The organism is Methyloversatilis discipulorum (assembly GCF_018780585.1).
Lineage (GTDB): Bacteria > Pseudomonadota > Gammaproteobacteria > Burkholderiales > Rhodocyclaceae > Methyloversatilis > Methyloversatilis discipulorum_B.
This window is the reverse complement of record NZ_JADMJL010000016.1, coordinates 467,548-492,610: the sequence shown is the minus strand read 5'-3', so window position 1 is coordinate 492,610 and position 25,063 is coordinate 467,548. Positions and strand designations below refer to the sequence as shown.

Here is a 25,063-nt window from a genome sequence, read left to right as displayed (position 1 = left end):
TGTCCCGAAACAGCACGAAAACGCTTGCGCCGGAACATAGAATCTCCCACAAGGGAGGCGCCCGACCCGCAGCCGGAGCCAGGGTCAGGTTCTGTGGGAGGGGTCCTCTAACCCCGACTGCAGCCTGAATTGAAGCCGGCGGACAGCGACGGCCGCTTCCAAAGTTCAGTCGTAGATCTCGGTCGACATCGCCCCCGGGTCGGCACCCGAGGCCAGCAGGTGGGCCACCGCCAGACGCTGCTTGCGGAACACCGCCCAGTACAGCGCATTGAAGCCGGCCCGATCCGGCAGATTGGGGTCGAAGCCGGCGGCCAGCAACTGGTCGAGCACGCGTACATGACCCAGCGAGGCGGCCAGCGAAAGGGCGTGCCGGCCCAGTTCGCGCTCATAGACCAGCCAGTCCGGACGCGCGCGCACCAGTTCGGCCACCACCTCGGCGCGATCCAGCATCACCGCATCGATCATCGGCACGTGCCCGTTCGCGCTCTTCGCGTCGACGTCCGCACCGGCGCGCAACAGCAGCGCGACGACCTTGTGATGGCCGGCCAGTGCGGCGGCGCCGAGCGGGGTGAAACCCGACGCGCCCTTGCGGTCGACATGTGCGCCGGCGGCCAGCAGTGCGCGCACCGTTTCGGTCTCGCCGGCAGCGGCGGCACGCGCCAGCACGCTGTCGCCCCACACGTCGCGCACGTTGGCGGCGGCGCCGGACTTGAGCAACCGGTTGACGGCCGCCCAGTCGCCACGGCGGGCTGCCGACAGCATCGCGTAGTCGGCACTGCGGTAGTCGCGCGGGCCAGCGTCGTCGCCGGTGCGGCGCATGTCGGCGTACTCGATCGGTGTGGTGGGCATCGCCGCGCGCGGGCGTGCCGGTTCGGCGATCACGCCCTGCCACTCCGGTGGCAGTTCCTGTGCGCCGACGGCTCCGGCGCATGCCAGCAGCGCGCAGGCTGCGATCTTCCGCGTGTTCATCATGTCTCTCCCGCCAGATCCCGGCCCGCTTCGTGCGCGCGCAGCGCCGCCAGTCGCGCCACGGCCTGCGCGCGATTGGTCACGTCGAGCTTGCGCAGGATCTTCTGGATGTGGTTCTTCACGGTGAGCGGGCTGATGTCGAGGATCTGCCCGATCTCATGGTTGGTCTTGCCCTCGCGTACCCAGTCGAGCACCTGCAGTTCGCGCGCGCTCAGCGTCAGCGGCGAGCTGTAGCGACCGTTCGCGCGCTCGGCACCCTCGCGCCGCTCGAATTCGGTGATGCGCAGCAGCGCCAGATGCAGGTTGGGCATCAGCAGTTCGATGCGGCGGGCGTCCTGATCGGTCGGTGCATCGGGCATGCCGAGCAGCGCGAAGAAGGTCGATTGCTCGCCGCGCGCCTCGCGGCAACCGTGCGCCAGCGCGTGCTGCAGCCCGAGTGTGCGCAGCGCGGCGGCACCGCTGCGGCCGCGCACGCCACCGCCGTAGGCCAGCGGCTCGCGCGCGCCGGCGCGCCAGTCGTCGAGCAGGCGCGCCATCAGCCCGGCGGCCGGATCGATCAGCCTCGACTCGTATTCCGGTGACAGTACCGAGCGCGAGAACACCGAAGCGCGATAGTCGCCGCGCTCGATGTCGCCACAGGCGCAGAGCAGCGTTTCGTGCGGCAGAAAGGTCTGCAGCGAACCCTGCGCCCACAGAAAGAACTGGAAGCGCTTGACGACCCGGATCGAGGTTTCGATCGTAAACAGCAATAGCTGCACGTCGATCTGATCCTGCGCGAGCGGATCTGTCATGTAGAAACCGGGATGGAAGCAGCCTTGTGGCCGTCGTTCGAATGAAGCCTGTCCGATGCCGCAACAGACGCGCCGGCTGTTGCAACACTTTGCAACAACCGGCCCGGATTCTTGCAGCCGAATGTTTCAGCGGGGTGACGACGGCGCCGGCGCGCGCTTCAGCGGCATCTGCACCTCCTGTTCGTGTCGCCAGCGCCGGGCCATCAGCGCGGCAAGAATTTCGCTCCAGCGGCTGAATACGAAGAAGTGCCCCTCGCCCGCCAGCAGTCGCACGCTGGCCTGCGGAAACAGGAAGGCGAGCCGGCTGGCGCAGTCGGCCGGCACGATGGCATCGTCACAGCCCTGCACGATCTCGACCGTGCCCGGATAGTCCTGCAGCGTGAGCTGCCAGTCGGATGCGGCAATCGCCAGATCGCGGACGATGGCCGCCGCGCCCTGGCGGGCGGCGCTCGGCAGATCGTCGAAGAACATATCGTGGATGTCCGCGCGCGCCAGTTCGGCGCGATCCGCCTCGCCGACCAGCCGGCACATCGCAGACAGGTAGGTCCTGGGCCACAGCGCGGCGACGACGGCCAGCGGCTCGATCAGCAGCCTGGCAAGGCGGGGCGTGCGCACCGCGAGGCGGACCATCACCGCTTCGAAAGGATGCAGTTTGAGCGCATCCGCCGACGCGCCGTACCCGGGCGCCACGCCGCTGACCAGCACCAGTCGGGACACCCGTTCGCCGAACTCCGCCACCAGCGCGCAGGCGAATGGCGCACCGCCAGACACGCCACCGACCGCGAAGTCGCCCAGCTTCAGGTGATCGACCAGCGCGCCGACGTCCTGCCGCCATTGCGCCAGACCCCAGCCGGGCGCGCCGTCGGACAGGCCGTAGCCGGCTCGGTCGGGCACGATGAGGCGCGCGTGTCGCTCGCTGGTGAGCGCATCGAAGGGCGGCACCTGACGGCGCGACCCCGGAACACCGTGGCACAGGATGACCGGATAGCCGAACGGATCACCGTATTCGGCCCAGGCCAGTCGCCGCCGATCCGGCAGAAGCATGCTGCGCTCGTCCACGCAGGCACCATGACATGAAGATTGACAGGGGCAGTCTGCGCGCGGCGTATTTCAGCTTCGGGACAATGCAGTACAAAAAAAGAACCCGCCTTGCGGCGGGCCCAGGACAACGAACGAGCGAAGCGGATCAGTTCTGGTCGAGGCTGCCCATCGCGCGCGGGAAGGTGACGACGCCCCAGGGCAGCTTCTTGTCCTCGATCTTGCCGGTGACTTCGAGCTTCTCCGCATCGACGATCACCACTGCGTCCGAACGGCCGCAGGCCACCAGGATCTGCTTCTCGTCCGGCGTGAAGGTGAAGTGCCAGCAGCGCTCGGCGTTCAGCGGAACGTCCTTGATCTTGGCGAAGGTCTTCGCGTCGTACACCTCAAGCGCCTTGGCCCGGGCGGTGGCGACAAACAGGCGTTCGCCCTTGCTGTCGAAGGCGACACCGTAGGGCGTCTGGCCGGTGGCGACCGTCTTGACCGGGTTCAGCTTGTCGTCGAGCACCAGGAAGTTGTTGCCGAACTCCAGCGTCGCGATGAAGGTCTTGCCGTCCGGCGACAGCTTGATGCCGCGCGGACGGGCACCGTGCTTCTCGACGTCGACCTTCTTCAGCAGCTTGCCGGTCTTGATGTCGTGCAGCGTCAGCGTGTTGTCGGCCTCGTTGGTCACCACCAGACGCTTGCCGTCGGCGGTGAATTCGATGCCTTCGGTTTCCGGACCGCCAACGATGTTGCGGATCACCTTGCCCTTCTTCAGGTCGATCACCGCGACCTTGGCCGGTTCCTTGTCATCGTCGTCATCGTCGTCGTGACCGTGGCCGCCTTCCTTGCCGCCAGCCTTCTTGTCGTCATCCTTCTTTTCCGCGCCCGGCTTGGGCGGCGGGCCCAGCTTCGACGTCGGCTCGAAGGACACGAAGGCCATGTTGCCGCGCACCCGCACGAATTCCGGGTTCTTGCCTATCTTGACCCGCTTGGTCACCTTGCCGCTGGCGGTGTCGATCAGTGCGATGTCGCCGGTTTCGCGCACGGCAACCACCAGCGTCTTGCCGTCGTCGGTGACGCCCAGGCCGCGCGGCACCTTGCCGCCCACCTCGTATTCGCCGGTGACTTCCATCTTCGCCAGATCGATGATGGAAATGCCGCCGTCCTGGTTGCTCACGTAGGCGGTACCGGCTGCCTGCACCAGACCGGCGCCTGCCATCATCGAGAACAGCGCAGCCGGAATCAGGCCGCGCATCGCGGATTTGAGCTTCATGGGGAATCCTCCGTCGTTTTCTTGTCGTGTGCCGAACCGGCAGCGTCGCGCAGTATAGAGAGCGGAATGCGCCATCAGGTTCAGGATTTCCGCGAATTGGCCACTGAATCAGCCACCGGCGCGGCACGGGAAATCCTCCCTCACAAGGTGTCGCAGGCGCCCGATCCGGACAAGGGAAAACATCCCGGCCGCCTGCAACGGTAGAATGCCGCGTTTTACGCAATTCGGCCGGTACCTACCATGGAAGCAGAACGCCTCAACGCCATCGCCAATCACCTGACCGACCTGCAATCGCGGGCCGGCGAACTGCGGAGGTATCTTTGACTACGATGCCAAGGCATCGCGGCTCGAAGAAGTAGAACGCGCACTCGAAGACCCGACGGTCTGGAACGACACCGCGCGCGCGCAGGAACTGGGCAAGGAAAAGCACGGACTGGAAGCGGTCGTGCGCACGCTGGAATCGATCGACGCCCGGCTGGCCGACACGCGTGACCTGTTCGAACTCGCCCGTGAGGAAGCGGACGAGGACACCGTTGTCGCCATCGAGGCGGACAAGGAAAAGATCGAAGCCGACGTCGCCGGCCTCGAATTCCGCCGCATGTTCAACAACCCGCAGGACCCGAGCAACTGCTTCCTCGAAATCCAGGCCGGCGCCGGCGGCACCGAAGCGCAGGACTGGGCGTCGATGCTGCTGCGCATGTACGTGAAGTACTGCGAACGCAAGGGTTTCGGCGTCGAGGTGCTGGAAGAGTCCGAGGGCGAAGTCGCCGGCATCAAGAGTGCGACGCTGAAGATCAGCGCCGAATACGCCTACGGCACGCTGCGCACCGAAACCGGCATCCACCGGCTGGTGCGCAAGAGCCCCTTCGATTCCGGTGCGCGCCGCCATACCAGCTTTTCCAGCGTGTTCGTCTATCCGGAAGTCGATGATTCGATCGAGGTCGACATCAACCCGGCCGACCTGCGCGTCGATACCTTCCGCGCCTCTGGCGCCGGCGGCCAGCACATCAACAAGACCGATTCGGCCATCCGCATCACGCACGTGCCGACCGGCATCGTCGTTCAGTGCCAGAACGACCGCTCTCAGCACAAGAACCGCGCCGAGGCGATGGCGATGCTGAAGTCGCGGCTGTACGAAGCCGAACTGCGCAAGCGCCAGGCGGCACAGCAGGCGCTGGAAGACACCAAGAGCGACATCGGCTGGGGTCATCAGATCCGTTCCTACGTGCTGGACCAGAGCCGCATCAAGGACCTGCGCACCAATCACGAAGTCGGCAACACGCAGGCCGTGCTCGACGGCGACCTCGACGGCTTCATCCAGGCCAGCCTGAAACAGGGCGTCTGACGGTGCGTTTCCTGCTGCGCGCCGTGGTGTTCGGCGTCGCGCTGAGCGTCGCCGCCCTGTTGCTTGCACTGTGGGCGGCGCTCGACAGCGCACCGTCGATCACCGACGCGCAGGCGGTCATCTCCGCCCGCTCGGCCGAGCGGGCCGCCAAGCGGCTGGGCGAACTCGACCCGCGCCGGCTGCGCGACGGCGAGCGCCGCAGCATCGTGCTGGCCACCGACGAAGTGCAGGCCCTGCTGCAGATCGCGGCGAAGCGGCTGCCGGACACGCGGGCGCAGGCGGTCAGCGTCGACGGACAGATGAATCTGCGCACCGCCACCGCACTGCCCGGCTCTCTCTGGCTCAATATCGACGCGCCCATCGTCATCGCCGATGGCGAGCCGCGGCTGGACGGACTGCAGATCGGCAGCCTGTCGCTGCCAGCCCCGATCGCGCGCAAGGCCTTTGCAGCCGCCCTGCCTTGGCTGCTGCGTCAGTTTGGCTATGGCGGCGATCCGGCCCTGCTGTCCGAGGTCGTGCACGGCGCACGGATCTCGCGCGATGGGCTGCGCATCGACTACGCGCTGAGCAGGCAGGTGGCCGCCGAGGGCATGCGCGCACTGCTTCCGGCCGGTGAAGCGGAGCGGCTGGCCGCCTATCACGCCGAATTGCGCACGGCCGTACTCGCGCTGCGCGAAGGCGGCGCAGCGCGCGACGCCGACAGCCTGCCGCCGGTGCTGAAGCGACTGTTCGCCCTGGCGCAGACGCGCGGCGGCGACACGGTCGCCGAACAACGCTCGGCCCTGCTCGCGCTCGCGCTGCACGTGAATGGCCGCTCGCCGGCCATGCTGGTGCCGGCCGCCGCCGACTGGCCACCGGTTCCGCGCCAGGTGCTGACGCTGCACGGCCGTGAGGACCTGACGCAGCACTTCGTCGGTTCTGCACTGATTGCCGCCCACGCCGGCGCGCAGTGGGCAAACGCCATCGGCCTGTCGAAGGAGGTGCGCGACGCGCGCAGCGGCAGCGGCTTCTCCTTCACCGATCTGCTGGCCGACCGCGCCGGCACCCGGCTGGGCGAGCGCATCGCCGCCGGTGACGACGCAGTGAGCCGCGTCCTTGGCGGCGATCCGGCAACCGAAGACCTGCTGCCGTCGATCGCCGGCCTCGCCGAGTTCATGCCGGAAGCGGTGTTCCTGCGCCGCTTCGGCGGCGTCGGCGCGCCCGCCTACAACGCGGTGCTGGCCGACATCGACGCGCGCATCGCCGCACTGGAGCTGTACAAGTGAGCATCGACAACGCCGCCGCTTTCACCGACTTCCTCGCCCCCGGCGTCGATGCCGACGAAGTGCCCGAACTGGACCGCCTGCTGCGCGCGCGCCCGATGCTGGCCGCCTTCACCACGCTGTTCCACGGCTCCGAAGCCGAAGTGCTGATGCGCGTGATGGTGCTCGGCGAGATCGGCCGCACGGCCGACATGCCGCGCTGGTCGCCGGACGCGCTGCGTGCGCGCTTCGCCTTCATCGACCCGGTCAAGCTGGAAACGGTGCTGCGCCGGCTGCGCGACCACGCGCTGCTGCTGATCGCCGACGGCCAGTACCTGCTGTCCGACATCGGCCGCAACGCCTGTGCCGCGCTCACCATGCTGCTCGAACTGTCGGGCGACGAGGACGTCGAGCTCGGCTTCCTGACTGCCCAGCTGGCGGGTCTGCAGGCGGTCGATGGCGACACCGGCGAAGCGCTGCAGCAACTGCTCGGCAAGCTGAACGACCTCACGCTGCACTTCGAGGACGCCATCGCCTCCGGTTCCGAATTCCGCATCCTGTCGGCGCGCCGCCGGCTCGCCGCCAACGCGCGCTGGCTGGACCGCGGCACGCTGCTGCTGCGTGAACTGCTGGCCGACGAGGACATCCCGTTCGAGCGCGCCAGTCTGGCGCAGCGCATCGGTCTGGCGCAGTCGCGGCTGGCACGCGTCGATGCGTCCTTCCAGCGCGCGCTGAACAAGATCGAGTCGCAGCGCGTGACGCTGGGCGGCTCCGGCATATCGTCGTCCGACGTGGCCAGCTGGCTGCGCGGACTGGACGCCGCGGCACTGGCCGGACTGTGCGCCGACGCGCTGACGCCCTGCCCAGACCTCACGCTGCTGGCCGGCGGCCACGAACTGCTGGACCGCGCGGAGCCGGCCGCCGCCAACGAACCGGTGCCGGAAGCCGGTGCGTCCGCGCTGCCGGCGCCGGACGAAGCGCCGGTCGCACCGGCGCCGCAGATGGAAGACCTGCGCCTGCTCGAACTGTTCGGCCAGCGCATCGAACGGCTGAGCGCGCCGTCGTCACTGGCCGACGTGGTGCCCGGCGGCAGCTTCGCCCAGGCGTCCTACCGCATGTCGCTGCTGGCGCTGCTGCGCGACAGCGACGCCGATGGCATGCGCGAAGCCGGCGAGGGCCCGATCGCCGACTTCCTGCGCATGCCGGTGGACGTGCGCTTCAGCGAAGACATCCAGCCAGTCGACGACGACAACGTCGCCGCCATCACGGTCGGCGAAGTCGCGCCGCGGATGGCGAACCAACCCTGACCCGACGCGAGTGACGATGGAAACAGAACTGCGCACCCTCACCGCCCGCCTGCTGGCACACCGCTCGATCCCGCGCTCCGACGTGCTGGCGCGGCGCGCGCTGGTCGACGACAGCTTCCGCCACGCGCTGGACAACCGGCTGGCCACGGTCGGCCTGCAGTTGCTCGACAACCCCTATGCCGCGCACATCGCGGTCGGCCTGTCCGAAGACATGCGCGAACCGGTGTTCGGTCAGGGCCGCGAGTACGCGGCGTCCAACGTCGGCCTGACGCGCGACGAGCTGGCCTGGCTGATGGTGATCTGGGCGCTCATCGTGCTGCCGAAGCGCGAGCGTCAGGTGAACCGCCGCAGCCTGCACGACGACGGGCAGGACGACATGTTCGGCGCCGAAACGCCGGTCGAGCACGGCGAGACCGTATCGGGCGCGCTGTCCGAAGCGTCGCTGGCGGCCGACTTTGGCAACCGCCTCGGCGGCAAGACCAAGCTCAACTTCGCACTGGGCAAGCTGGCCCGCCTCGGCTTCATCGAGCGGCGCGGCGGCCAGGTGCTCGAAGGCCCGCTGCTCGACGTGCTGCTCGACTACCGCATCCTGGCCGACCGCGTCATCCACGGCACGCTGGCCGACGTGCTGGCCGAGGCCGGCCATCGCCTGCCTGCAGCCAACGCCTTCGAACTGGCGCAGGACGCGCAGGCCGACGAGGACGGCGAAGAATGATGACGCAGACCCCGTTCCGACGCCCCCTTCACTCGCGCTGACGATCCACGACCATGTTCCACATCAAGCAACTCGAACTGGTGCACTGGGATTTCTGGCGCCGCTTCACGCTGCCGCTCGACGCCCAGATCATCACCATCGTCGGCCCCAACGGCTCCGGCAAGACCACGCTGCTCGACGCGCTGCGCACGCTGTTCGCGCTGCGCTGTTCCGGCAAGCGTGACTTCCGCCGCTACGTCCGCCGCGCCGACCGCGACTTCGCCTGGATACGCGCGGTCGTCGCCAATGTGCCGGGCGGCACCGGCAAACGCCCCTTCTTCCCCTGCATCCACGACGAAGTGACGCTGGCCTGCCGCATCAAGCGCGCTGGCGGGGACTGGACGCGCGACTACGCCATCGTCGACGGCAATGTGGCGATCGAACAGCTGGAAGCCGGCAGCGACTGGGCCGGCCTGCGCGACTACCAGAACCGCCTCGCCTGGGGCGGCCTGACACCGGCCATCGCCAAGGTGCTGTCGCTCGAACAGGGCGACACCGACAAGCTGTGCGAGTACTCGCCGCGTGCCCTGCTCGACCTCGTGTTCGACGTGTTCGGCGACAAGGAGGTGCTGGACAACTACCAGGCCGCGCGCGAGGAGCAGAAGAGCGCCGAGCGCGAACTGGAGAGCATCGGCCTCGACCTCGACCGCCTGCGCACCCAGGCCGAAGCCAAGCGCATGGAAGCCGACAACTACCTCGAATGGAAGCAGCATTCGGACGAGGCGCACGCGCTGGAGGCCGAAATCGTACCGCGGCTGGAAGTGGCCGAACTGAGTCGCGACATCGAGGGCGAACGCAGCGGACTGACGCGGTTACGCGAAGACCTGCGTCGCCTGAAGGTCGAGCACGACGCCGTGTCGGCGCGGCTGGAATCGGTGAAGGGCGAGCGCGACGCCGCAAAGTCGGCGCTGGATGCCGCACGCGCCGCCGAGAAGGCCACCGAGACCGAACAGCTGGCCGCGCACGACGCGCTGCGTGACATCGAGCGCCTGCTCGACGAGGAACGCAAGCTGCGCGAACGCGTCGCCAGCGAACACGGCGCCGACGCGCTGGCGCTGGAAGCCGAGCACGCCGAGGCGGAATCGACCGCCGCCCGGCTGGCCGCCGACGAACGCGCACTGGTGCTGCGCTTCGAGGAAAAGACCGAGGCGCTGCGCGCCGCGCGCGAACGCCGCGGCGCACCGAGCGACCGCGAAGTGAGTGAATTCCGCGCCGGGCTGGACGAAGCCGGCATCGCGCACAGCGCGCTGTCCGACGTGGTCGAGGTGACCGACACCGCCTGGCAGGCGGCACTCGAAGCGGTGCTGCGGCCCTACCGCCACCTCATCCTGCTGGAACGTGAGGAGGACCGCCACACCGCGTGGGCACTGGGCGAACGCGCGCGCTTCCGCCACTTCATCGTCGGCGAACGCGAAAGCGCGGCCGCGCCGCGTGCCGGTTCGCTGGCCGAAGTCGTGCGCTTCGCCGCGCCGGTACCGCGCTGGCTGTGCGACCTGCTGAACCGCATGCAGCGCGTCGACGACGCCGAGGCGGCGCGCACTCTGCCGCGCGACGCCGAATGGATCACCCGCGACGGCTATCACAAGGAACGCCGCGGCGCCCGCCACCTCGGCCGGCCCGCCGAATTCCACTTCGGCGAACTGGCGCGCCAGGCGCGCATCGCTCAGCTCGGCGCCGACATCGCCGCGCTCGACAACCAGCGGCGGGAACTCAGTCCGCAGCTCGACGCCGCGCGCGAACGGTTGAAGGCACTGCGCGCCCGCCTGCTCGGTCTGCAGTCGGCCACGCTGCTGGCCGAACGCAGCGCCGAATTTGCCGCCGCTGCGCAGGCACAGCCGGCCGCGCGCGAACGCAGCGCAGCCGCCGAAGCAGCGCGGGATGCCGCCCGCCGCGAGGTCGAACGGCTGAACGAGAACCTGCGCGGCATCGAGGTCGAATCCGACCGTCGTCGCCGCGAGATCGACGACACCGGTCGCCGCCTGCGCGAGCTGACGCAGGAGTCGGCACCGCGCCGCAACGAGCAGGCGCGCCGCCTGCTGCAGCTGCGCGCGCGCCGCCGCGGCATGCCGGCGCACTGGCTGGACCCGCAGGAACTGGCGCAGCTGGCCGAGCGTTACGGCGACGCCCGCGCGGCACGGCGCGAGCTGGGCCGCTTGCGCGAGCTGCTGGCACGTGGCGACTGGATCACCGACCCGTCGGCGCTCACCTTGCGCGAGCGCCTGCGTGACGACCTGGCCAAGCGCGAGCAGGACTACGCCGCCCGCCAGGGCTACTGCGCCACCGCACGCCGCCTGACCGACGACGCGCGCTCGGCCTACATCGCCAAGCTGCGCGCCACCGTCCGCCAGTATGCGAAGAACCTGCGCGCGCTCGGCGACCTGGCCGGCGTCGGCGTCGACTGCCCGACGCCGCATCTGGACAACGACGACCTGTCGCTGGCGCAAGCCGGGCTGGACGTGAGCTTCGACTTCGACCGCAAGGGCGCGGTCGGCCTCAACGACGGCGAAGCGTCCGGCGGCCAGCAGGTGATGAAGTCGCTGATCCTGCTGATCGCGCTGCTGATGGACGACACCCGACCGGGTGGCTTCGTGTTCATCGACGAACCCTTCGCCCACCTCGACGTCGCCAACATCGACCGCGTCGGCCGCTTCCTCGGTGCCACCCGTGCGCAGTACCTGATCACCACACCGGTCACCCACAATGCCAACGTATTCGCGCCAGCCCAGCTCACGCTGGTCACCAGCAAGAAGGCGCCGGGCGAAGGCTGGGCACCGCCGATCGGCGTGCTGAAGCGGGCGAAATAGCGCGCCACCGTCGCTGTCGGGGTCAGAAGACCCCTCCTGCAGAAACCCGGCTTCGGCATTGGATCGGGGGCGATCAATGTGGGAGCGGCCTTGGCCGCGACGGCGCAGGCGCCGCGATCACTCGCCGCGGGCCTTGCGGTCCTGTTCGCGCAGCCAGTTAAGCTTTTCGGCGATCTTGGCTTCCATGCCGCGGTCGGTCGGCTGGTACCACTGCATGTCCTTCATGCCGTCCGGCAGGTAGCGCTCGCCGGCCGCGTAGCCGCCCTCTTCGTCGTGCGCGTAGCGGTACTCGGCGCCGAAGCCCATGTTCTTCATCAGCTTGGTGGGCGCGTTGCGCAGATGCAGCGGCACCGGTCGCGAACCATCCTCGGCGACGAAACGGCGCGCCGCGTTGTAGGCCATGTACACGGCATTCGACTTGGCGGCGCAGGCGAGGAAGATGACGGCCTGCGCCAGCGCCAGTTCGCCTTCGGGTGAACCGAGGCGCTCGTAGGTCTGGCAGGCCTGCAGCGAAATTTCGAGGCCGCGTGGGTCGGCCAGACCGATGTCCTCGACCGCCATGCGCACGATGCGCCGGCCCAGGTAGAGCGGATCGGCGCCACCGTCGAGCATGCGCACGAACCAGTACAACGCCGCGTCCGGATTGGAACCGCGCACCGACTTGTGCAGCGCCGATATCTGATCGTAGTAGGCGTCACCGCCCTTGTCGAAGCGGCGCAGGTTGCGCGACAAGGTGCTATCGACGAAGGCCGCGGTGACCGGATCGACCTTGGCGGTGCGCGCGGCCGTGCCCAGCTGTTCGAGCAGGTTCAGCAGCTTGCGGGCGTCGCCGTCGGCGAAGCCGATCAGCCGCGTGCGCGCGTCCTCGTCGAAGTTCAGGCCGCCGAGCGCGCTGTCGCGCGCGCGTTCGAACAGCGTCACCATTTCGTCCTCGGTCAGGCTCTGCAGCACATAGACCGAAGCGCGCGACAGCAACGCGGAATTGACTTCGAAACTCGGGTTCTCGGTGGTGGCGCCGATGAAGGTGACGACACCCGATTCGACGTAGGGCAGGAAGGCGTCCTGCTGTGCCTTGTTGAAGCGGTGCACCTCGTCGACGAAGAGGATGGTGCGCCGCCCGGTGTTGGTGGCCACCGTCTCGGCGCGCTGCATCGCCTCGCGGATGTCCTTCACGCCGGAGAACACCGCCGACAGCGCGGTGAATTCGGCGTCGAAGGCGTTGGCCATCAGCCGCGCCAGCGTGGTCTTGCCGACGCCGGGCGGGCCCCACAGGATCATCGAATGCGGGATGCCGGATTCGAAGGCGAGGCGCAGCGGCTTGCCCGGGCCGAGCAGGTGCTGCTGGCCGATCACCTCGTCCGGCGTTTTCGGGCGCAGCAGTTCGGCCAGCGGCGCGTTGGCCGAGGCACGGGCCTCGGTCGCGGTCGAGGCCGCGCGCGCGGGTGGCGCCGGCTCGTCCGGCATGCCGAAAAGGTCAGTCACTGCGGATCGCCCAGGCCCGGTTTCACTTCTTCGCGTCGTCGCTGATGACGTCTGCACCGGCCGGCGGCGTGAAGCGGAACTGCGCCGGATCGATAGCCGGATTGCGCTCGAAGGAGGTGAAGCGCAGTTTCGTGGTCTGGCCAAAGCTGTCACGCAGCACCATGCCGCGCAGCAGACCGTCCTTGAAGCCAATGCGCACCGCCTCGAAACCGCCCTCGTTCGCCTTCGGCTTCGCGTCGACCCAGTCCAGCCCCTCTTCGCTGCCGCCCTCGCTGAGGTCGAAGTTCTTTTCCAGTTCGTTGCGGCCGGCCAGCAGTGCAGCGGGCGTCGACGCCAGCGCGTCGCCGAGCGTCTTCACCGTCACCTGGTTCAGGTCGCGGTCATGCACCCACAGCTTTTCGCCGTCGCCGACCAGCAGCTGGTAGTAAGGCTTGTCATAGGTCCAGCGGAACTTGCCAGGACGCGAGAAAGCCATCGTGCCGCTGGCGTTCTGCGGCTTGCGGCCGGATTTGGCCGTGACCTGCTGGTCGAAGGTGGCGCGGCCGGACTGCGTGGATTCGACGAAGGTGCGCAGCTGATCGATCGCGCCGGCGGCAAAGGCCGACAGCGGCAGCGCCAGCGCGATGGCGGCGATGCAGCCGCGGAAGCTTGAAGTCATGGTCATTCCTCGCGGGCGGGTGCGAGCACTTCGCGCCCGCCGGTTGCGTTCATCGGAGACACCAGACCCGACCGTTCCATCTGTTCGATCAGCCGCGCCGCACGGTTGTAGCCGATGCGCAGATGGCGCTGCACCAGCGAAATCGACGGTCGCCGGGTCTTCAGAACCACTTCGACCGCCTGGTCGTACAAAGGGTCCGACTCGCCGTCGGCACCGCCACCGCCTGCGCCGTCGAGCAACAGTTCGCCGCCCTCGTCGTCACCGGTGCCGCTGAGGATGCCTTCGACGTAGTCCGGCGCACCGGTGGTCTTCAGGTGCTCGACCACCTTGTGCACTTCGCCGTCGGCGACGAAAGCGCCATGCACGCGCGTCGGCACGCCGGTGCCCGGTGCGAGGTAGAGCATGTCGCCCTGCCCCAGCAGCGCCTCGGCGCCCATCTGGTCGAGGATGGTGCGCGAATCGATCTTGCTCGACACCTGGAAGGCAATCCGCGTCGGCACATTGGCCTTGATCAGACCGGTGATCACGTCGACCGACGGGCGCTGCGTCGCGAGGATCAGGTGGATGCCGGCCGCGCGCGCCTTCTGCGCCAGCCGTGCGATCAGTTCCTCGATCTTCTTGCCGGCCACCATCATCAGGTCGGCCAGTTCGTCGATCACGACGACGATCATCGGCATCGTCGACAGCGGTTCCGGCGTTTCCGGCGTGATCGAGAACGGATTGGTCAGCGGCGTGCCGGCCTTTTCGGCGTCGGTGATCTTGCTGTTGTAGCCGGCGAGGTTACGCACGCCCATCGCAGACATCAGCTTGTAGCGGCGGTCCATCTCGCCGACGCACCAGTTCAGCGCGTTGGCAGCGTGTCGCATGTCGGTCACCACCGGTGCCAGCAGATGCGGGATGCCCTCATAGACCGACAGTTCGAGCATCTTCGGGTCGACCATGATGAGCCGCACCTTGCTCGGATCCGCCTTGTACAGCAGCGACAGGATCATTGCATTGATCGCCACCGACTTGCCTGAACCAGTGGTACCGGCGACCAGCACGTGCGGCATGCGCGCGAGGTCGGCCACCATGGGCTGCCCGCCGATGTCCTTGCCGAGCGCCATGGTCAGCGGGCTGGCCATGTCGTGATAGACGGCCGAACCGAGGATCTCGGAGAGGCGCACGATCTGCCGCCGGGTGTTCGGGATTTCCAGGCCCATGCAGCTCTTGCCCGGAATCGTCTCGACGACGCGGATGCTCATGACCGACAGCGCGCGCGCCAGGTCCTTCACCAGATTGACGATCTGGCTGCCCTTGACGCCGGTCGCCGGCTCGATTTCGTAGCGCGTGATGACCGGGCCCGGATAGGCGGCCAGCACCTTCACCTCGACGTTGAAGTCGGCCAGCTTGCGTTCGATCTGGCGCGAAATGAGTTCCAGCGATTCCGGGCTGGGCGGGTCGATGTCGGCCTTGGCTTCGTCGAGCAGCGCCAGCGGCGGCAGCGAACCCGGCAGGTCGGCGAACAGCGTCTGCTGCCGCTCCTTCTCGACGCGCTCCGACTTCTGCACTTCGACCTCGGGCACCTCGATGCGCACCGGTTCGCGCCGGCGCGTCGGCTTGCGTCGCTCGGCTTCGACCACCGCTTCGCGCTGCTCCGCCACCTGCTGGCCGACGCGACGGTCACGCCAGCGCGCCCAGGCATTCAGGCTGGCGAACCACGCCAGTTCAAGCGCGCGGCCGACCGTTTCGGCGGCGCGCAGCCAGGTCACGCCGGTCATCGCGCTGAGGCCGACGCCCAGCGTCACCAGCAGCAGCAGCGTGCCGCCGGTGAACCCGAAAGCGCCAGCGATCAGCCGTCCAAGTTCGATGCCGACCATGCCGCCGGGCCCGACCGGCAGTTCGGCACCCATGCTGTGGAAGCGGATGGCTTCGAGCGCGCAGCTCGCCAGCAGCACCAGCAGGAAGCCGCCGAGCGCGACGAACAGCGGCCGCCTGTCCTCGCGCCGGTCGGCGCTGCGCGACAGCCAGACGCAGCCGCCAACCAGCATGACGACCCACCACCAGGCCGACAGGCCGAACAGGAACAGCGCGAGGTCGGACAGCCAGGCGCCGAAGCGGCCGCCCGGATTGTGCAGCTGCTCGACCACCGAGGCGTGCGACCAGCCCGGATCGGCGCGGTCGTATCCGCCGAGCACCATGACGAGGTAGAGCGCGATCGCGGCCAGCACGAGCCAGCGTGCTTCGTGCAGCACGGCAGCGATGCGTTCGGGAAGGGGAAGTTGCTGAGCGTCTTTCGCCACGGGGAAACGGTGCGGTGCCGGGAAAAACAAAGCGGGATTATATAAGCGGATGACGATGTCAGCCGGCGCGCAGGCGGACGGCCTGCAAAAGCACACGGGCCGCATCTGCGGCCCGTGTGCTCAATCGTACGCAGCCACACGGGCTGCGGGAATCAGACGGTTTCGAGCCGCTCGCGCAGCAGGATCTTGCCGTTGGTTTCCTCGATCAGGCCCTGCAGGTGCAGATCCTTCATCACGCGCGACACCATCTCGCGCGACGCGCCGATCATCTTGGCGATGTCCTGCTTCGAAATCTTGCGGTTCACCACCTTCTCGCCATTCACGTCGTCCGCCATTTCGAGCAGCAGGCGTGCAACGCGGCCATAGACGTCCATCAGCGCCAGGCTTTCGATCTTGCGGTCGGCGGTGCGCAGACGGGCCACCAGATTGCGCATGATGAACATCGACACTTCGAAGTTCTCCTGCAGCACGCGCTTGAAATCGCTCTTGGCGATCACGATGAGGTCGCTCGGCACCACGGTCACCACGGTGGCGGAACGCGGATTGTCGTCGAGCACCCCCATTTCGCCGAACAGTTCGCCCGGGCCCAGCATCGACAGGATGACCTCGCGGCCCTCCTCGTCGCTGACCAGCACCTTGAGACTGCCGGAAAGCACCAGATATACGAAATCCGTCTTGTCACCGGCACGCACGACGATCGAGCCGCGCGGCACACGCCGCATGTTCGCGACCTTGGCAACCGGTTCGAGGCTGCTGTCGGGCAGACCGCTGAACATCGAAAACGTCCGCAGAGCGGTAATTGAAACGGGGTGAGCCGTTACCATCAAAAGACCTCCTGATACGGGCATGCCGGACGGGGGGACAGGCTGCGCCGCTTTGAATGGATCGTCGCGCCTGTGGTCATTGCCGAAGTCGCAACGCTGCGACCGTTCGGCCATTCTGAGCCACAAACACTGAAGCGGCCCTGATTATAGGTAGTTTTTCACGCAGGAAACAAACTGCCCCAATATCTGTCATGTGTATCGGACCTGGGTCACAGGAACTTGAGGCCCGAAGGCAGTCGCCGGACTGATCGCTATAATCCTCCGTCACCCTCCACACCCAACAAAACGAACGGATTTCCGCCATGGCTGCACGTCACTCCCGTCTCCTCATCCTCGGTTCGGGGCCGGCCGGCTACACCGCCGCCGTCTACGCCGCCCGCGCCAACCTCAAGCCGGTGCTGATCACCGGTCTGGCCCAGGGCGGTCAGCTGATGACCACGACCGACGTCGACAACTGGCCGGCCGACGCCGAAGGGGTGCAGGGCCCGGATCTGATGGCCCGCTTCCAGCGCCACGCCGAGCGCTTCGAGACGGAAATGGTGTTCGACCACATTCATACCGCCCACCTGACGGAAAAGCCGATACGCCTGGTCGGCGACAACGGCGAGTACACCTGCGACGCACTGATCATCGCCACCGGTGCCAGCGCCAAATACCTCGGCCTGCCGTCGGAAGAAGCGTTCGCCGGCAAGGGCGTGTCGGCCTGCGCGACCTGCGACGGCTTCTTCTACCGCAACCAGGACGTGGCGGTCATCGGCGGCGGCAATACCGCGGTCGAGGAGGCACTGTATCTGGCCAACATTGCGCGCCATGTGACGGTGGTGCACCGCCGCGACAAGTTCAAGTCGGAGAAGATCCTGCAGGACAAGCTGTTCGAGAAGGAAAAGCAGGGCAAGGTGACCATACGCTGGCACAGCACGCTGGACGAAGTGCTGGGCGACAAGACCGGCGTCACCGGCATGCGCATCAAGTCCACGCTGGACGGCAAGACCGAGGACGTCGCGCTCGCCGGCGTGTTCATCGCCATCGGCCACCAGCCGAACACCCAGCTGTTCGAAGGCCAGCTCGACATGGAAGGCGGCTACATCGTCACCCAGGCCGGGCGCAACGGCAATTTCACCGCGACCAGCATTCCGGGCGTATTCGCCGCCGGCGACGTGCAGGACCACATCTACCGCCAGGCGGTCACCAGCGCCGGCACCGGCTGCATGGCCGCGCTCGACGCCGAGCGCTATCTGGACAGTCTGGGCCTCGCCTGAACCCCGTGGGCGCGCGACTTCATGTCGTCGAAAAAGCGGCGCCACCCGAAGGCGCCGGTACTGCCCAGCGAAGAGGACATCGCGCTGTTCCGGCAGGCGGTGGTCGGCGTACAGCCGATCACCACTGACCGCGTACTGCTCGAAACGCCGCCGCCCCGCGCCTGGCCGCTGCAGCGCGAGGCGGACGACATGTCGGTTCTGGCCGAGTCGCTGCGCGGACCGCTGTCGATCGACCTGCGGCTGGAAGGCGGCGAGGAGCCCTCTTTCCTGCGCACCGGGCTGACGCGGCAGGTGCTGCGCGACCTGCGGCGCGGACGCTGGGTGTCGCAGGGTCAGATCGACCTGCACGGCGCCACGCGCGACGCGGCACACGACCTGGTGGTCGAGTTCCTGCACGACGCACACCGTCGCGGCATGCGCTGCGTGCGGGTGATCCACGGAAAAGGACTGGGGTCGCCCGGGCGGGAACCGGTGCTGAAAGGACTGGTGCTGGGCTGGTTGATGCACCGCCCGGAAGTGCTGGCCTTCTGTCAGGCCCGGCCGCACGAGGGTGGGGCCGGGGCGCTGATGGTTCTGCTGAAGCCGGCCGCACGCGACTGAGCGGCGGCCCGGCGCGGAATCAGATCGCCGCTTCGCCCGATTCGCCAGTGCGGATGCGCACCACCTGTTCGACCGGCATCACGAAAATCTTGCCGTCGCCGATCTTGCCGGTGCGCGCCGCCTTGATGATGGCCTCGACCGCCGGCTCGACCGTCTCGTCGGCAACGATGACCTCGATCTTGATCTTGGGCAGGAAATCGACGACGTACTCGGCGCCGCGATACAGCTCGGTATGGCCCTTCTGGCGGCCGAAACCCTTTACTTCAGTCACCGTCAGGCCGGTCACGCCGACTTCAGACAGGCCTTCGCGAACTTCGTCGAGCTTGAAAGGCTTGATGACTGCTTCGATCTTTTTCATGCGGGAGTCTCCTCGGTGAGGCCGCGAAGTATAAAGGCTTATGAGCCTGCCGTCGGCACCCCCTGCATCGGCGGGTCCCAGCTTCAATCGCACATCCCGTCCGCCGGGCGAATGATGGACAGAGACATCTGCGCCACTCAGTGATAAAGGCAACACCGCGGCCGACAATGACGAAGTACTGAGCCAAGCCGACGGCATAATGCGCGCTGTCGCCTGCGCCAGAGTACGCCATGTCCGCCCTCACCGCCCCGTACAGCACGCTGCGCACGAAGACCGTCGTCCTGATTTCAGTCGCCATGATGCTGCCGGGGTCCGCCAACGCAGGGTCCGGCCCACGCGCCGTGTTCGAGCGCGCCTCGTCCAGCGTGTACGAGTTGCATCTGCAGGACGAAAACGGCGTTGCCGAGGCCGTCGCCAGTGCGCTGTCCCTGGGCGGCGGTCGTTTCGTCACCCGCTGCGAAACCGGCTGGAATCCGCAACAGCACACCCTGCAGCTGCGCAAGGACAGCACGCTCTTCGTTGCACGACTGGAGTCGCGCGACGCGCAGAACGCACTGTGTGCGCTGGTCGCCGACGGGGCCCGCAAGCTGCCGGCCCCCAAGCTCGCCGGCCTGCCGTCGGCCGGGGACACCGTCTATGCCGTCAGTAACGGCCTGGGACTGGGCACCGGCATTTCCGAGGGCGTCGTGTCGGCAATACGCGGTGCCAACAACGAACGGCGCATCCAGTTCACGGCAGCCATCTCCCCGGGCTCCGAAGGTGGCGGCCTGTTCGACGCCAGCGGCGCACTGATCGGCATGATCGAAACGTCCAGGCGCGAAGGCCAGAACATCAATTTCGCCATCGAGGCGCGCCAGCTTGCCGGCGTTGCCCAGCGCGCCGCCGTCATCGACGCGGCCGCCCAGGAACAGTCACGCCTTGCCGCCGAGGCCGAGCGCCTGGTCGCGGAGCAGAAATGGACCGAACTGCTGCAGCACGCCGATCGCTGGGCCAAGCGTCACCGCACGAGCGTGGACGCGCAGATCGCAAAAGCACAGGCCAACGAGGGCTTGAACAGAACGCCGGCGGCCGAGGCCGCCTATCGCGCCGCACTCGCGCTGGACGCCAGCCATCGTCAGGCGGCCTTCGGCCTGTGCCGCACCCTGATCGGCCAGCAGAAGACCGACGACGCACTGACCGCTGCCCGGCGGCTGACTGCCGATTTCGGCGACGAGCTGGACGCGTGGCTGATGCTGGCTTACACGCAAGGGATGGCGAAACGCCTTGATGAAGCGGAAGCGTCCTACCGTCACGCTCAGCAGTTGTACCCGTGGTCGGGTGGCCCGCTTGACGGCCTCGCCCACATTGCAGCGCTCCGCGGCGACACCGCGGCATCGCTCGACTATCGCCGGCGAGCGCACCACCTCGCGCGGAACGACACCGGCGCAGTGATGCGACTCGCCGACGCATACCTGGCGGCCCGGAAGCCCGAACGGGCGCTGGAGCTCATCCTCGGGCAAGGTGCGTCGGCGGATACCGATGGCGATCTGCTCTATTTCCGCGGCCGCGCGCTGGCGGCGCTCGGGCGCCCGCAGGAATCGTCGCGCGTGTTAAGGCTCAGCCTTGAGCACAAACCCCGGTCACCCGCCTGGGTGTGGTCCGCGATCGGCGAGAACGCGTATGCCCAGCAGCGATGGGCGGAGGCGATTGCGTCCTTCCGCAAGGCGATCGCGCTGTCGCCGGAAGAACCCCTGTGGCGCTGGCGGCTCGGTCTCGCGCTGAAGGACTCCGCACATTTCGACCAAGCGATGGACATCTTCAAGCGCTGGGCCCAGGACTTCCCAAAGGATCCCGACGGCTGGCGGCAGATCGGATTCATTCACGCCAGCACGAACCGGAATGCCGACGCGGTGAAATCCCTGGAGCACGCCATCTCGATCGACACGTCGCAGATCCAGGTCTGGCAAGCGCTGGTCGAGGTCTACTACAAGCTCGATCGCCACGAAGACGCCCGCCGGGCATACGGCCGGCTGCGGGAACTCGATCGCGAGCGCGCCGAACTTGCTTACCTCTGCTGCATCGTGCCGCTGGAGATCACGCGATGATGCGCCGCGCCCTCTTCCTGCTGCTCGCCGCCCACGGCCTGCCCGCCTTTGCCGACACGCCACCGGCGGCATCGGTAAATGCCGCGTTGTCCGGGGTGGTGACCGTCCGTGCCATCGACATCGAGGACCGTATCGCCGGCGAAGGCAGCGGAGTGGTGATCGCACGCGCAACCGTCATCACCAATTGCCATGTCATCCGCTACGCGAAATCGATCTCGGTCAATGACGGCAAGAAGACCCACAACGCCCGCTGGACCCTCGGCGATGTCGAGCGCGACCTGTGCCGGCTCGAAGTCGACATGCTCGACGCGCCCGCGGTCGCGCTGCGGGCGGGCGCCACGCTCGCTATCGGCGATCGGGTCCATGCGATCGGCAACCCGCTCGGCCTGGGTGTCTCGGTCAGCAGTGGCCTGGTATCCAATCTGCTGACAGGCGACAGCGCCCCGATCATCGTCGTGTCGGCATCGCTGTCGCCGGGCTCCAGCGGCGGCGGCCTGTTCGACGACCAGGGCCGGCTGGTCGGCATCACCACCGGCACCATGGTGGCGGGACAGAACACCAATATCGCGCTGCCCGTCGAATGGATCGGCGACCTCGCCCAGCGAGGAACGGCGCCGCCGCCACCCTTCGTCGTACCCGAGGCCGAACCTCGCTGGGCGGACGAGGCAGAGCGGCTGCGCTCGTCGGGAGACATGGCTGCCTTGGCCGAATGGTCAAGCCGCTGGATCGACGCGCTGCCCGATGCGTCCGAGGCCTGGCGCCTGCGCGGGCTGGCCAGGATGAACCTCGGCCGCTACGACGAAGCCGAGCGCGACCAGCTGCGCGCACTCGAACTGCACGAGCGCAACGCCGACGCCTGGGTCGAACTGGCCGACGTCCGGCTCGTCGGCAAACGCCCGGCGGAAGCCGCGGCCGCATTCGCCCGTGCCAAGGAGGCCCTGCCCCTTTCCGGCTACCCGTATCGGGTCGAAGGCCGATGGCGGATGCGGCAAGGTGACGCGCGCGCCGCCCACGAACTGGCGAATCAGGCCATCAAGCGCAGCCCGAATGACGACGACGCCTGGGCGCTGCTGGCGGAATCGCACGACGCGCTCGGCCGGCCAGCCGAAGCCGCCCGCGCCTGGCGCATCGCCCTGCGGCACCAGCCGGGGCAGGTGTCGTGGTCGGCCGCACTTGCGCGTTCGTTGAAGGCTGCCGGACAGACCGACCAGGCGCGCGCGGTGCTCTCGACCGCAAGTTCCGGCAGCGAGAACGTGGCGACGCTGATCGCGCTTGCGCACGAATCGCTGGCGCAGAGCCGTTATACCGAGGCCGAACAGGCACTGCGCAAGGCGCTCGCCATCGCACCCGCCTCCAACGATGCCGCGGCGCCGCTGGGCGCCATCCTGATGGACAGCGGGCGGACCGAAGAGGGGCGGAAGATGATCGACGCGGTACTGGCGCGCGATCCGGATCATCGCGAAGCGCAGTTGAGCCTCGCCCGGCATCTGGCGAACACCGGCGACCGCGCGGGGGCCGCGAAACTGCGTCAACGGGTCGTTGCGCGTCACCCCGATGACGCAGCGGCCCTGCGCGAGCTGAACCAGGTGCAGAGCCAGCTCGGCGACTGGCCCGGCGCACTTGCCAGCGCTCGCAGCCTGGTCCGTCTGCCCGGCGCCACCGCGCCAGACCAGATCGCGTTGAGCGAGGCAGCGCTGCGTGCCGGACTGGTGGACGAAGCGCGCACTGCACTGACGCGCGCCGAGGCGGCCGCGCCTGAAGGTCTCGAAGTGCTGCTCGCCCGCTGCGCGCAATACGGCCGCGACCAGGATCACACGCGCTCCCTCGAATACGCGACACGCGCAACAAAGCTCCATCCCACCGCTGGTCCGGCCTGGAGCAGCAAAGGCTATGTGCTGATTCTGCTCGGCCGCCCGGCGGAGGCCGTGGAAGCGCTCGAAGCCGCGGTGCGGCTCGACCCTCAGACCGTCAACGGCTGGATCAATCTGGGTCACGCGCTGATGCTGAAGCGGGAGGTCGGCCGCGCGATCGAAGTGCTGGAGCGCGCCGAGCAACTGGCACCCGAGTCGCCCGACGGCCAGTTCTTCCTCGGCCAGGCCTACGGACAGAACAGGCAGTTTGCCAAGGGCATCGCGGTGCTTGACCGCCTGACTGCGCGCTACCCCGGCTTCCTGAACGCCTGGCACGTGAAAGCACTGGTGCACGCCAATGCGCGCGACGCCGCCGGCCTGCGCAGCAGCTACCTCGGTTTGCGCCAGCAGAACGTCGCCGCAGCACAGTCACTGCGTAACGACATCCTGACCAAAATGCCGGATTTCGCGGCGGCGGTGAGCGATCCCTGAGACTCCACTCTGCGGGTCCGCGGACCGCGTCGCCCCGCCCGCGATCGCCTCAGTGCTCGTCCCGGTAACGATTGGTGATCGGATACCGCCAATCCTTCCCGAACCCCCGCTCGGTCACCCGCACCCCCGGCGGCGCCTGGCGGCGCTTGTACTCGTTCCGCTTCAACAGCCCGATCACCCGCTTCACGTCATTCTCGGCGAAGCCGGCGGCGACGATTTCGCGCGGCGACTGATCGCGCTCCATGTAGGCCTGGATGATGGCGTCGAGGATTTCGTAGGCGGGCAGGCTGTCCTGGTCGGTCTGGTTGGGACGCAGTTCGGCCGACGGCGCACGGGTCAGGATGTTGTCCGGAATGTCGTGGCGCTGGCTGTTGCGCCAGGCGCAGAGGCGGTAGACGAAGGTTTTGTAGATGTCCTTGATCACCGCGAAGCCGCCAGCGAGGTCGCCGTAGAGCGTGGAATAGCCGACCGCCATTTCGCTCTTGTTGCCGGTCGTGAGCACGATGGCGCCGGTCTTGTTCGACAGTGCCATCAGCATGATCATCCGGGCGCGCGCCTGCACGTTCTCTTCGGTGGTGTCGGCGGCGGCGTCGCCGAACAGGGGCTTCAGCATCTGCTCGAAGGTCTGCATCGCGGGGGCGATCGACACTTCGTCGTAGCGCACACCGAGATTGCGCACCAGCTCACGCGAGTCGTCGAGGCTCATCTGCGCGGTGTAGGGCGACGGCATCATGACCGCACGCACGTGCTCGGCGCCAATGGCGTCGACGGCGATGCACAGCGTCAGCGCCGAATCGACGCCACCTGACAGGCCGATCAGCGCCGACCTGAAGCCGTTCTTGCCGAGGTAGTCGCGCACGCCCAGCACCAGCGCTTCGTAACAGTCCTGCTCGACGGTGGTCTGCGGCGGCAGTGGCTGAGCAACGATGTCGCCGGCGCTGAATTCAACGGTGGCGAAATGTTCGCGGCAGTGCGGTGCGCGCCACGCCAAACGACCACGACGGTCGAGCGCGAACGAGGCGCCGTCGAACACCAGTTCGTCCTGACCGCCGACCAGATTGCAGTAGACGACCGGCACGCCGGTGGCGAGCACGCGTTCGGCCACCACCTGTTCGCGGGTGACCGGCTTGTTCAGGTGATAGGGCGAGGCGTTGAGCACGGCCAGCAGTTGCGCGCCGGCGCCCGCGGCGGCCTCGGCCGCACCAGCCTCCCACACGTCGGCGCAGATGTTCACGCCCACCTGCACGCCCTTGACGTCGATCACCAGCGGCTGCGTGCCGGCGTCGAAGTAGCGTTCCTCGTCGAACACTTCGTAGTTCGGCAGGCGCATCTTGAAATAGGTGGCCTCGACGCGGCCGCCACGGATCACGCTGGCGGCGTTGTAGCGGCACTCGCCGCTCGCGTGCGGGTGCCCCACCAGCACAGCCAGATCACGCGGTGCCTCGGCAGCGATGCGGGCCAGCGCGTGCGCGCAGGCGCGGTGAAAGTCCGGGCGCAGCAGCAGGTCTTCCGGCGGGTAGCCGCACAGCGCCAGTTCGGGCGTCAGCAGCAGGTCGGCGCCCTGCTCCGACGCGCGGTGCGCGGCGTCGAGGATGAGCGCGGCGTTGTGGTCGAGATCGCCGACCACGCAGTTCAGTTGCGCAACGGCGATGCGAAGAGTGCTCATC

19 protein-coding genes are annotated in these 25,063 nt (G+C 67.9%); 9 read left to right on the top strand and 10 right to left on the bottom strand.

The window, feature by feature from the left end:
* Nucleotides 1–165 precede the first annotated feature (165 nt).
* The 4 genes from IV112_RS08330 to IV112_RS08315 all read right to left on the bottom strand — a co-directional run bounded on the left by IV112_RS08330 (nt 166) and on the right by IV112_RS08315 (nt 4,056).
* Entirely contained in the window at nt 166–969 is an 804-nt protein-coding gene (locus tag IV112_RS08330; RefSeq protein ID WP_296812415.1) for an ankyrin repeat domain-containing protein, read from the bottom strand.
* Nucleotides 969–1,760, bottom strand: a complete 792-nt coding sequence (epsA, locus tag IV112_RS08325; protein WP_304002765.1) for an XrtB/PEP-CTERM-associated transcriptional regulator EpsA — start codon at nt 1,758–1,760, stop codon at nt 969–971. The genes IV112_RS08330 and epsA overlap by 1 nt, the downstream gene beginning before the upstream one ends.
* 126 nt (nt 1,761–1,886) lie before the next feature.
* A complete protein-coding gene (locus IV112_RS08320) occupies nt 1,887–2,804 on the bottom strand; it encodes an alpha/beta fold hydrolase (RefSeq protein ID WP_304002763.1) in 918 nt (305 codons plus the stop codon).
* A 142-nt stretch (nt 2,805–2,946) separates the two neighbouring features.
* Nucleotides 2,947–4,056: a hypothetical protein gene (locus tag IV112_RS08315; RefSeq protein WP_304002760.1), complete on the bottom strand. Its 1,110-nt coding sequence runs from the start codon at nt 4,054–4,056 to the stop codon at nt 2,947–2,949.
* 240 nt (nt 4,057–4,296) lie between these two features.
* On the opposite strand from IV112_RS08315, the gene prfB reads away from it, so the two are divergent.
* From prfB to IV112_RS08290, 5 genes are all read left to right on the top strand, one after another.
* Nucleotides 4,297–5,401 (top strand): peptide chain release factor 2 gene (gene prfB / locus IV112_RS08310; protein WP_304002757.1). Its coding sequence is split into 2 segments (ribosomal slippage): nt 4,297–4,377 and nt 4,379–5,401, totalling 1,104 coding nucleotides; the frame shifts between segments, so codons are not numbered across the junction.
* Between the two features lie 2 nt (nt 5,402–5,403).
* A complete protein-coding gene (locus tag IV112_RS08305) occupies nt 5,404–6,666 on the top strand; it encodes a hypothetical protein (protein WP_304002754.1) in 1,263 nt (420 codons plus the stop codon).
* On the top strand, nt 6,663–7,949 hold the full coding sequence (locus tag IV112_RS08300; RefSeq protein WP_304002752.1) for a hypothetical protein: 1,287 nt from the start codon (nt 6,663–6,665) through the stop codon (nt 7,947–7,949). The genes IV112_RS08305 and IV112_RS08300 overlap by 4 nt, the downstream gene beginning before the upstream one ends.
* A gap of 16 nt (nt 7,950–7,965) precedes the next feature.
* On the top strand, nt 7,966–8,664 hold the full coding sequence (locus IV112_RS08295; RefSeq protein ID WP_304002749.1) for a hypothetical protein: 699 nt from the start codon (nt 7,966–7,968) through the stop codon (nt 8,662–8,664).
* Nucleotides 8,665–8,717: 53 nt separating this feature from the next.
* Entirely contained in the window at nt 8,718–11,507 is a 2,790-nt protein-coding gene (locus IV112_RS08290; protein ID WP_304002745.1) for an AAA family ATPase, read from the top strand.
* 117 nt (nt 11,508–11,624) lie between these two features.
* On the opposite strand, the gene IV112_RS08285 is transcribed toward IV112_RS08290, so the two are convergent.
* The 4 genes from IV112_RS08285 to IV112_RS08270 form a co-directional block, all read right to left on the bottom strand.
* A complete protein-coding gene (locus IV112_RS08285; RefSeq protein ID WP_304002797.1) occupies nt 11,625–12,971 on the bottom strand; it encodes a replication-associated recombination protein A in 1,347 nt (448 codons plus the stop codon).
* Nucleotides 12,972–13,011: 40 nt separating this feature from the next.
* Nucleotides 13,012–13,653, bottom strand: coding sequence for an outer membrane lipoprotein chaperone LolA (lolA, locus tag IV112_RS08280; protein ID WP_304002743.1), 642 nt, complete (start codon nt 13,651–13,653; stop codon nt 13,012–13,014).
* The gene (locus IV112_RS08275) at nt 13,650–15,881 is read right to left on the bottom strand and encodes a DNA translocase FtsK (RefSeq protein WP_304002795.1); all 2,232 of its coding nucleotides are present in this window, start codon (nt 15,879–15,881) and stop codon (nt 13,650–13,652) included. The genes lolA and IV112_RS08275 overlap by 4 nt, the downstream gene beginning before the upstream one ends.
* Before the next feature lie 200 nt (nt 15,882–16,081).
* Nucleotides 16,082–16,705, bottom strand: coding sequence for a Crp/Fnr family transcriptional regulator (locus IV112_RS08270; protein ID WP_019917642.1), 624 nt, complete (start codon nt 16,703–16,705; stop codon nt 16,082–16,084).
* 350 nt (nt 16,706–17,055) lie between these two features.
* Between IV112_RS08270 and trxB the strand changes: the two genes are divergently transcribed.
* On the top strand, nt 17,056–18,012 hold the full coding sequence (trxB, locus tag IV112_RS08265; protein ID WP_304002739.1) for a thioredoxin-disulfide reductase: 957 nt from the start codon (nt 17,056–17,058) through the stop codon (nt 18,010–18,012).
* Between the two features lie 21 nt (nt 18,013–18,033).
* On the top strand, nt 18,034–18,612 hold the full coding sequence (locus IV112_RS08260) for a Smr/MutS family protein (protein WP_304002737.1): 579 nt from the start codon (nt 18,034–18,036) through the stop codon (nt 18,610–18,612).
* Between the two features lie 19 nt (nt 18,613–18,631).
* Here IV112_RS08260 and IV112_RS08255 read toward each other — a convergent pair whose 3' ends face one another.
* The gene (locus IV112_RS08255; RefSeq protein ID WP_019917638.1) at nt 18,632–18,970 is read right to left on the bottom strand and encodes a P-II family nitrogen regulator; all 339 of its coding nucleotides are present in this window, start codon (nt 18,968–18,970) and stop codon (nt 18,632–18,634) included.
* Nucleotides 18,971–19,200: 230 nt separating this feature from the next.
* Here IV112_RS08255 and IV112_RS08250 point away from each other — a divergent pair, with 230 nt between their 5' ends.
* Nucleotides 19,201–21,054 (top strand): tetratricopeptide repeat protein, encoded by a 1,854-nt coding sequence (locus IV112_RS08250; protein WP_304002734.1) that lies wholly within the window; start codon nt 19,201–19,203, stop codon nt 21,052–21,054.
* Nucleotides 21,051–23,396: a tetratricopeptide repeat protein gene (locus IV112_RS08245; protein ID WP_304002732.1), complete on the top strand. Its 2,346-nt coding sequence runs from the start codon at nt 21,051–21,053 to the stop codon at nt 23,394–23,396. The genes IV112_RS08250 and IV112_RS08245 overlap by 4 nt, the downstream gene beginning before the upstream one ends.
* A 49-nt stretch (nt 23,397–23,445) precedes the next feature.
* Here the strand turns inward: IV112_RS08245 and IV112_RS08240 are convergent, their stop codons facing one another.
* Nucleotides 23,446–25,062, bottom strand: a complete 1,617-nt coding sequence (locus IV112_RS08240; RefSeq protein ID WP_304002730.1) for an NAD+ synthase — start codon at nt 25,060–25,062, stop codon at nt 23,446–23,448.
* Nucleotide 25,063: the final 1 nt, after the last annotated feature.

What these genes read in the sequence shown, in the direction of transcription:
- IV112_RS08290 (WP_304002745.1), top strand. Translation starts at nt 8,718, where the DNA reads ATGTTCCACATCAAGCAACTCGAACTGGTGCACTGGGATTTCTGGCGC.
- IV112_RS08250 (WP_304002734.1), top strand. Translation starts at nt 19,201, where the DNA reads ATGTCCGCCCTCACCGCCCCGTACAGCACGCTGCGCACGAAGACCGTC.
- IV112_RS08255 (WP_019917638.1), bottom strand. Translation starts at nt 18,970, where the DNA reads ATGAAAAAGATCGAAGCAGTCATCAAGCCTTTCAAGCTCGACGAAGTT.
- lolA (WP_304002743.1), bottom strand. Translation starts at nt 13,653, where the DNA reads ATGACCATGACTTCAAGCTTCCGCGGCTGCATCGCCGCCATCGCGCTG.
- IV112_RS08315 (WP_304002760.1), bottom strand. Translation starts at nt 4,056, where the DNA reads ATGAAGCTCAAATCCGCGATGCGCGGCCTGATTCCGGCTGCGCTGTTC.
- IV112_RS08285 (WP_304002797.1), bottom strand. Translation starts at nt 12,971, where the DNA reads ATGCCGGACGAGCCGGCGCCACCCGCGCGCGCGGCCTCGACCGCGACC.
- IV112_RS08330 (WP_296812415.1), bottom strand. Translation starts at nt 969, where the DNA reads ATGAACACGCGGAAGATCGCAGCCTGCGCGCTGCTGGCATGCGCCGGA.
- IV112_RS08240 (WP_304002730.1), bottom strand. Translation starts at nt 25,062, where the DNA reads ATGAGCACTCTTCGCATCGCCGTTGCGCAACTGAACTGCGTGGTCGGC.
- IV112_RS08270 (WP_019917642.1), bottom strand. Translation starts at nt 16,705, where the DNA reads ATGTTCAGCGGTCTGCCCGACAGCAGCCTCGAACCGGTTGCCAAGGTC.
- trxB (WP_304002739.1), top strand. Translation starts at nt 17,056, where the DNA reads ATGGCTGCACGTCACTCCCGTCTCCTCATCCTCGGTTCGGGGCCGGCC.
- IV112_RS08245 (WP_304002732.1), top strand. Translation starts at nt 21,051, where the DNA reads ATGATGCGCCGCGCCCTCTTCCTGCTGCTCGCCGCCCACGGCCTGCCC.
- IV112_RS08295 (WP_304002749.1), top strand. Translation starts at nt 7,966, where the DNA reads ATGGAAACAGAACTGCGCACCCTCACCGCCCGCCTGCTGGCACACCGC.
- epsA (WP_304002765.1), bottom strand. Translation starts at nt 1,760, where the DNA reads ATGACAGATCCGCTCGCGCAGGATCAGATCGACGTGCAGCTATTGCTG.
- IV112_RS08260 (WP_304002737.1), top strand. Translation starts at nt 18,034, where the DNA reads ATGTCGTCGAAAAAGCGGCGCCACCCGAAGGCGCCGGTACTGCCCAGC.
- IV112_RS08320 (WP_304002763.1), bottom strand. Translation starts at nt 2,804, where the DNA reads ATGCTTCTGCCGGATCGGCGGCGACTGGCCTGGGCCGAATACGGTGAT.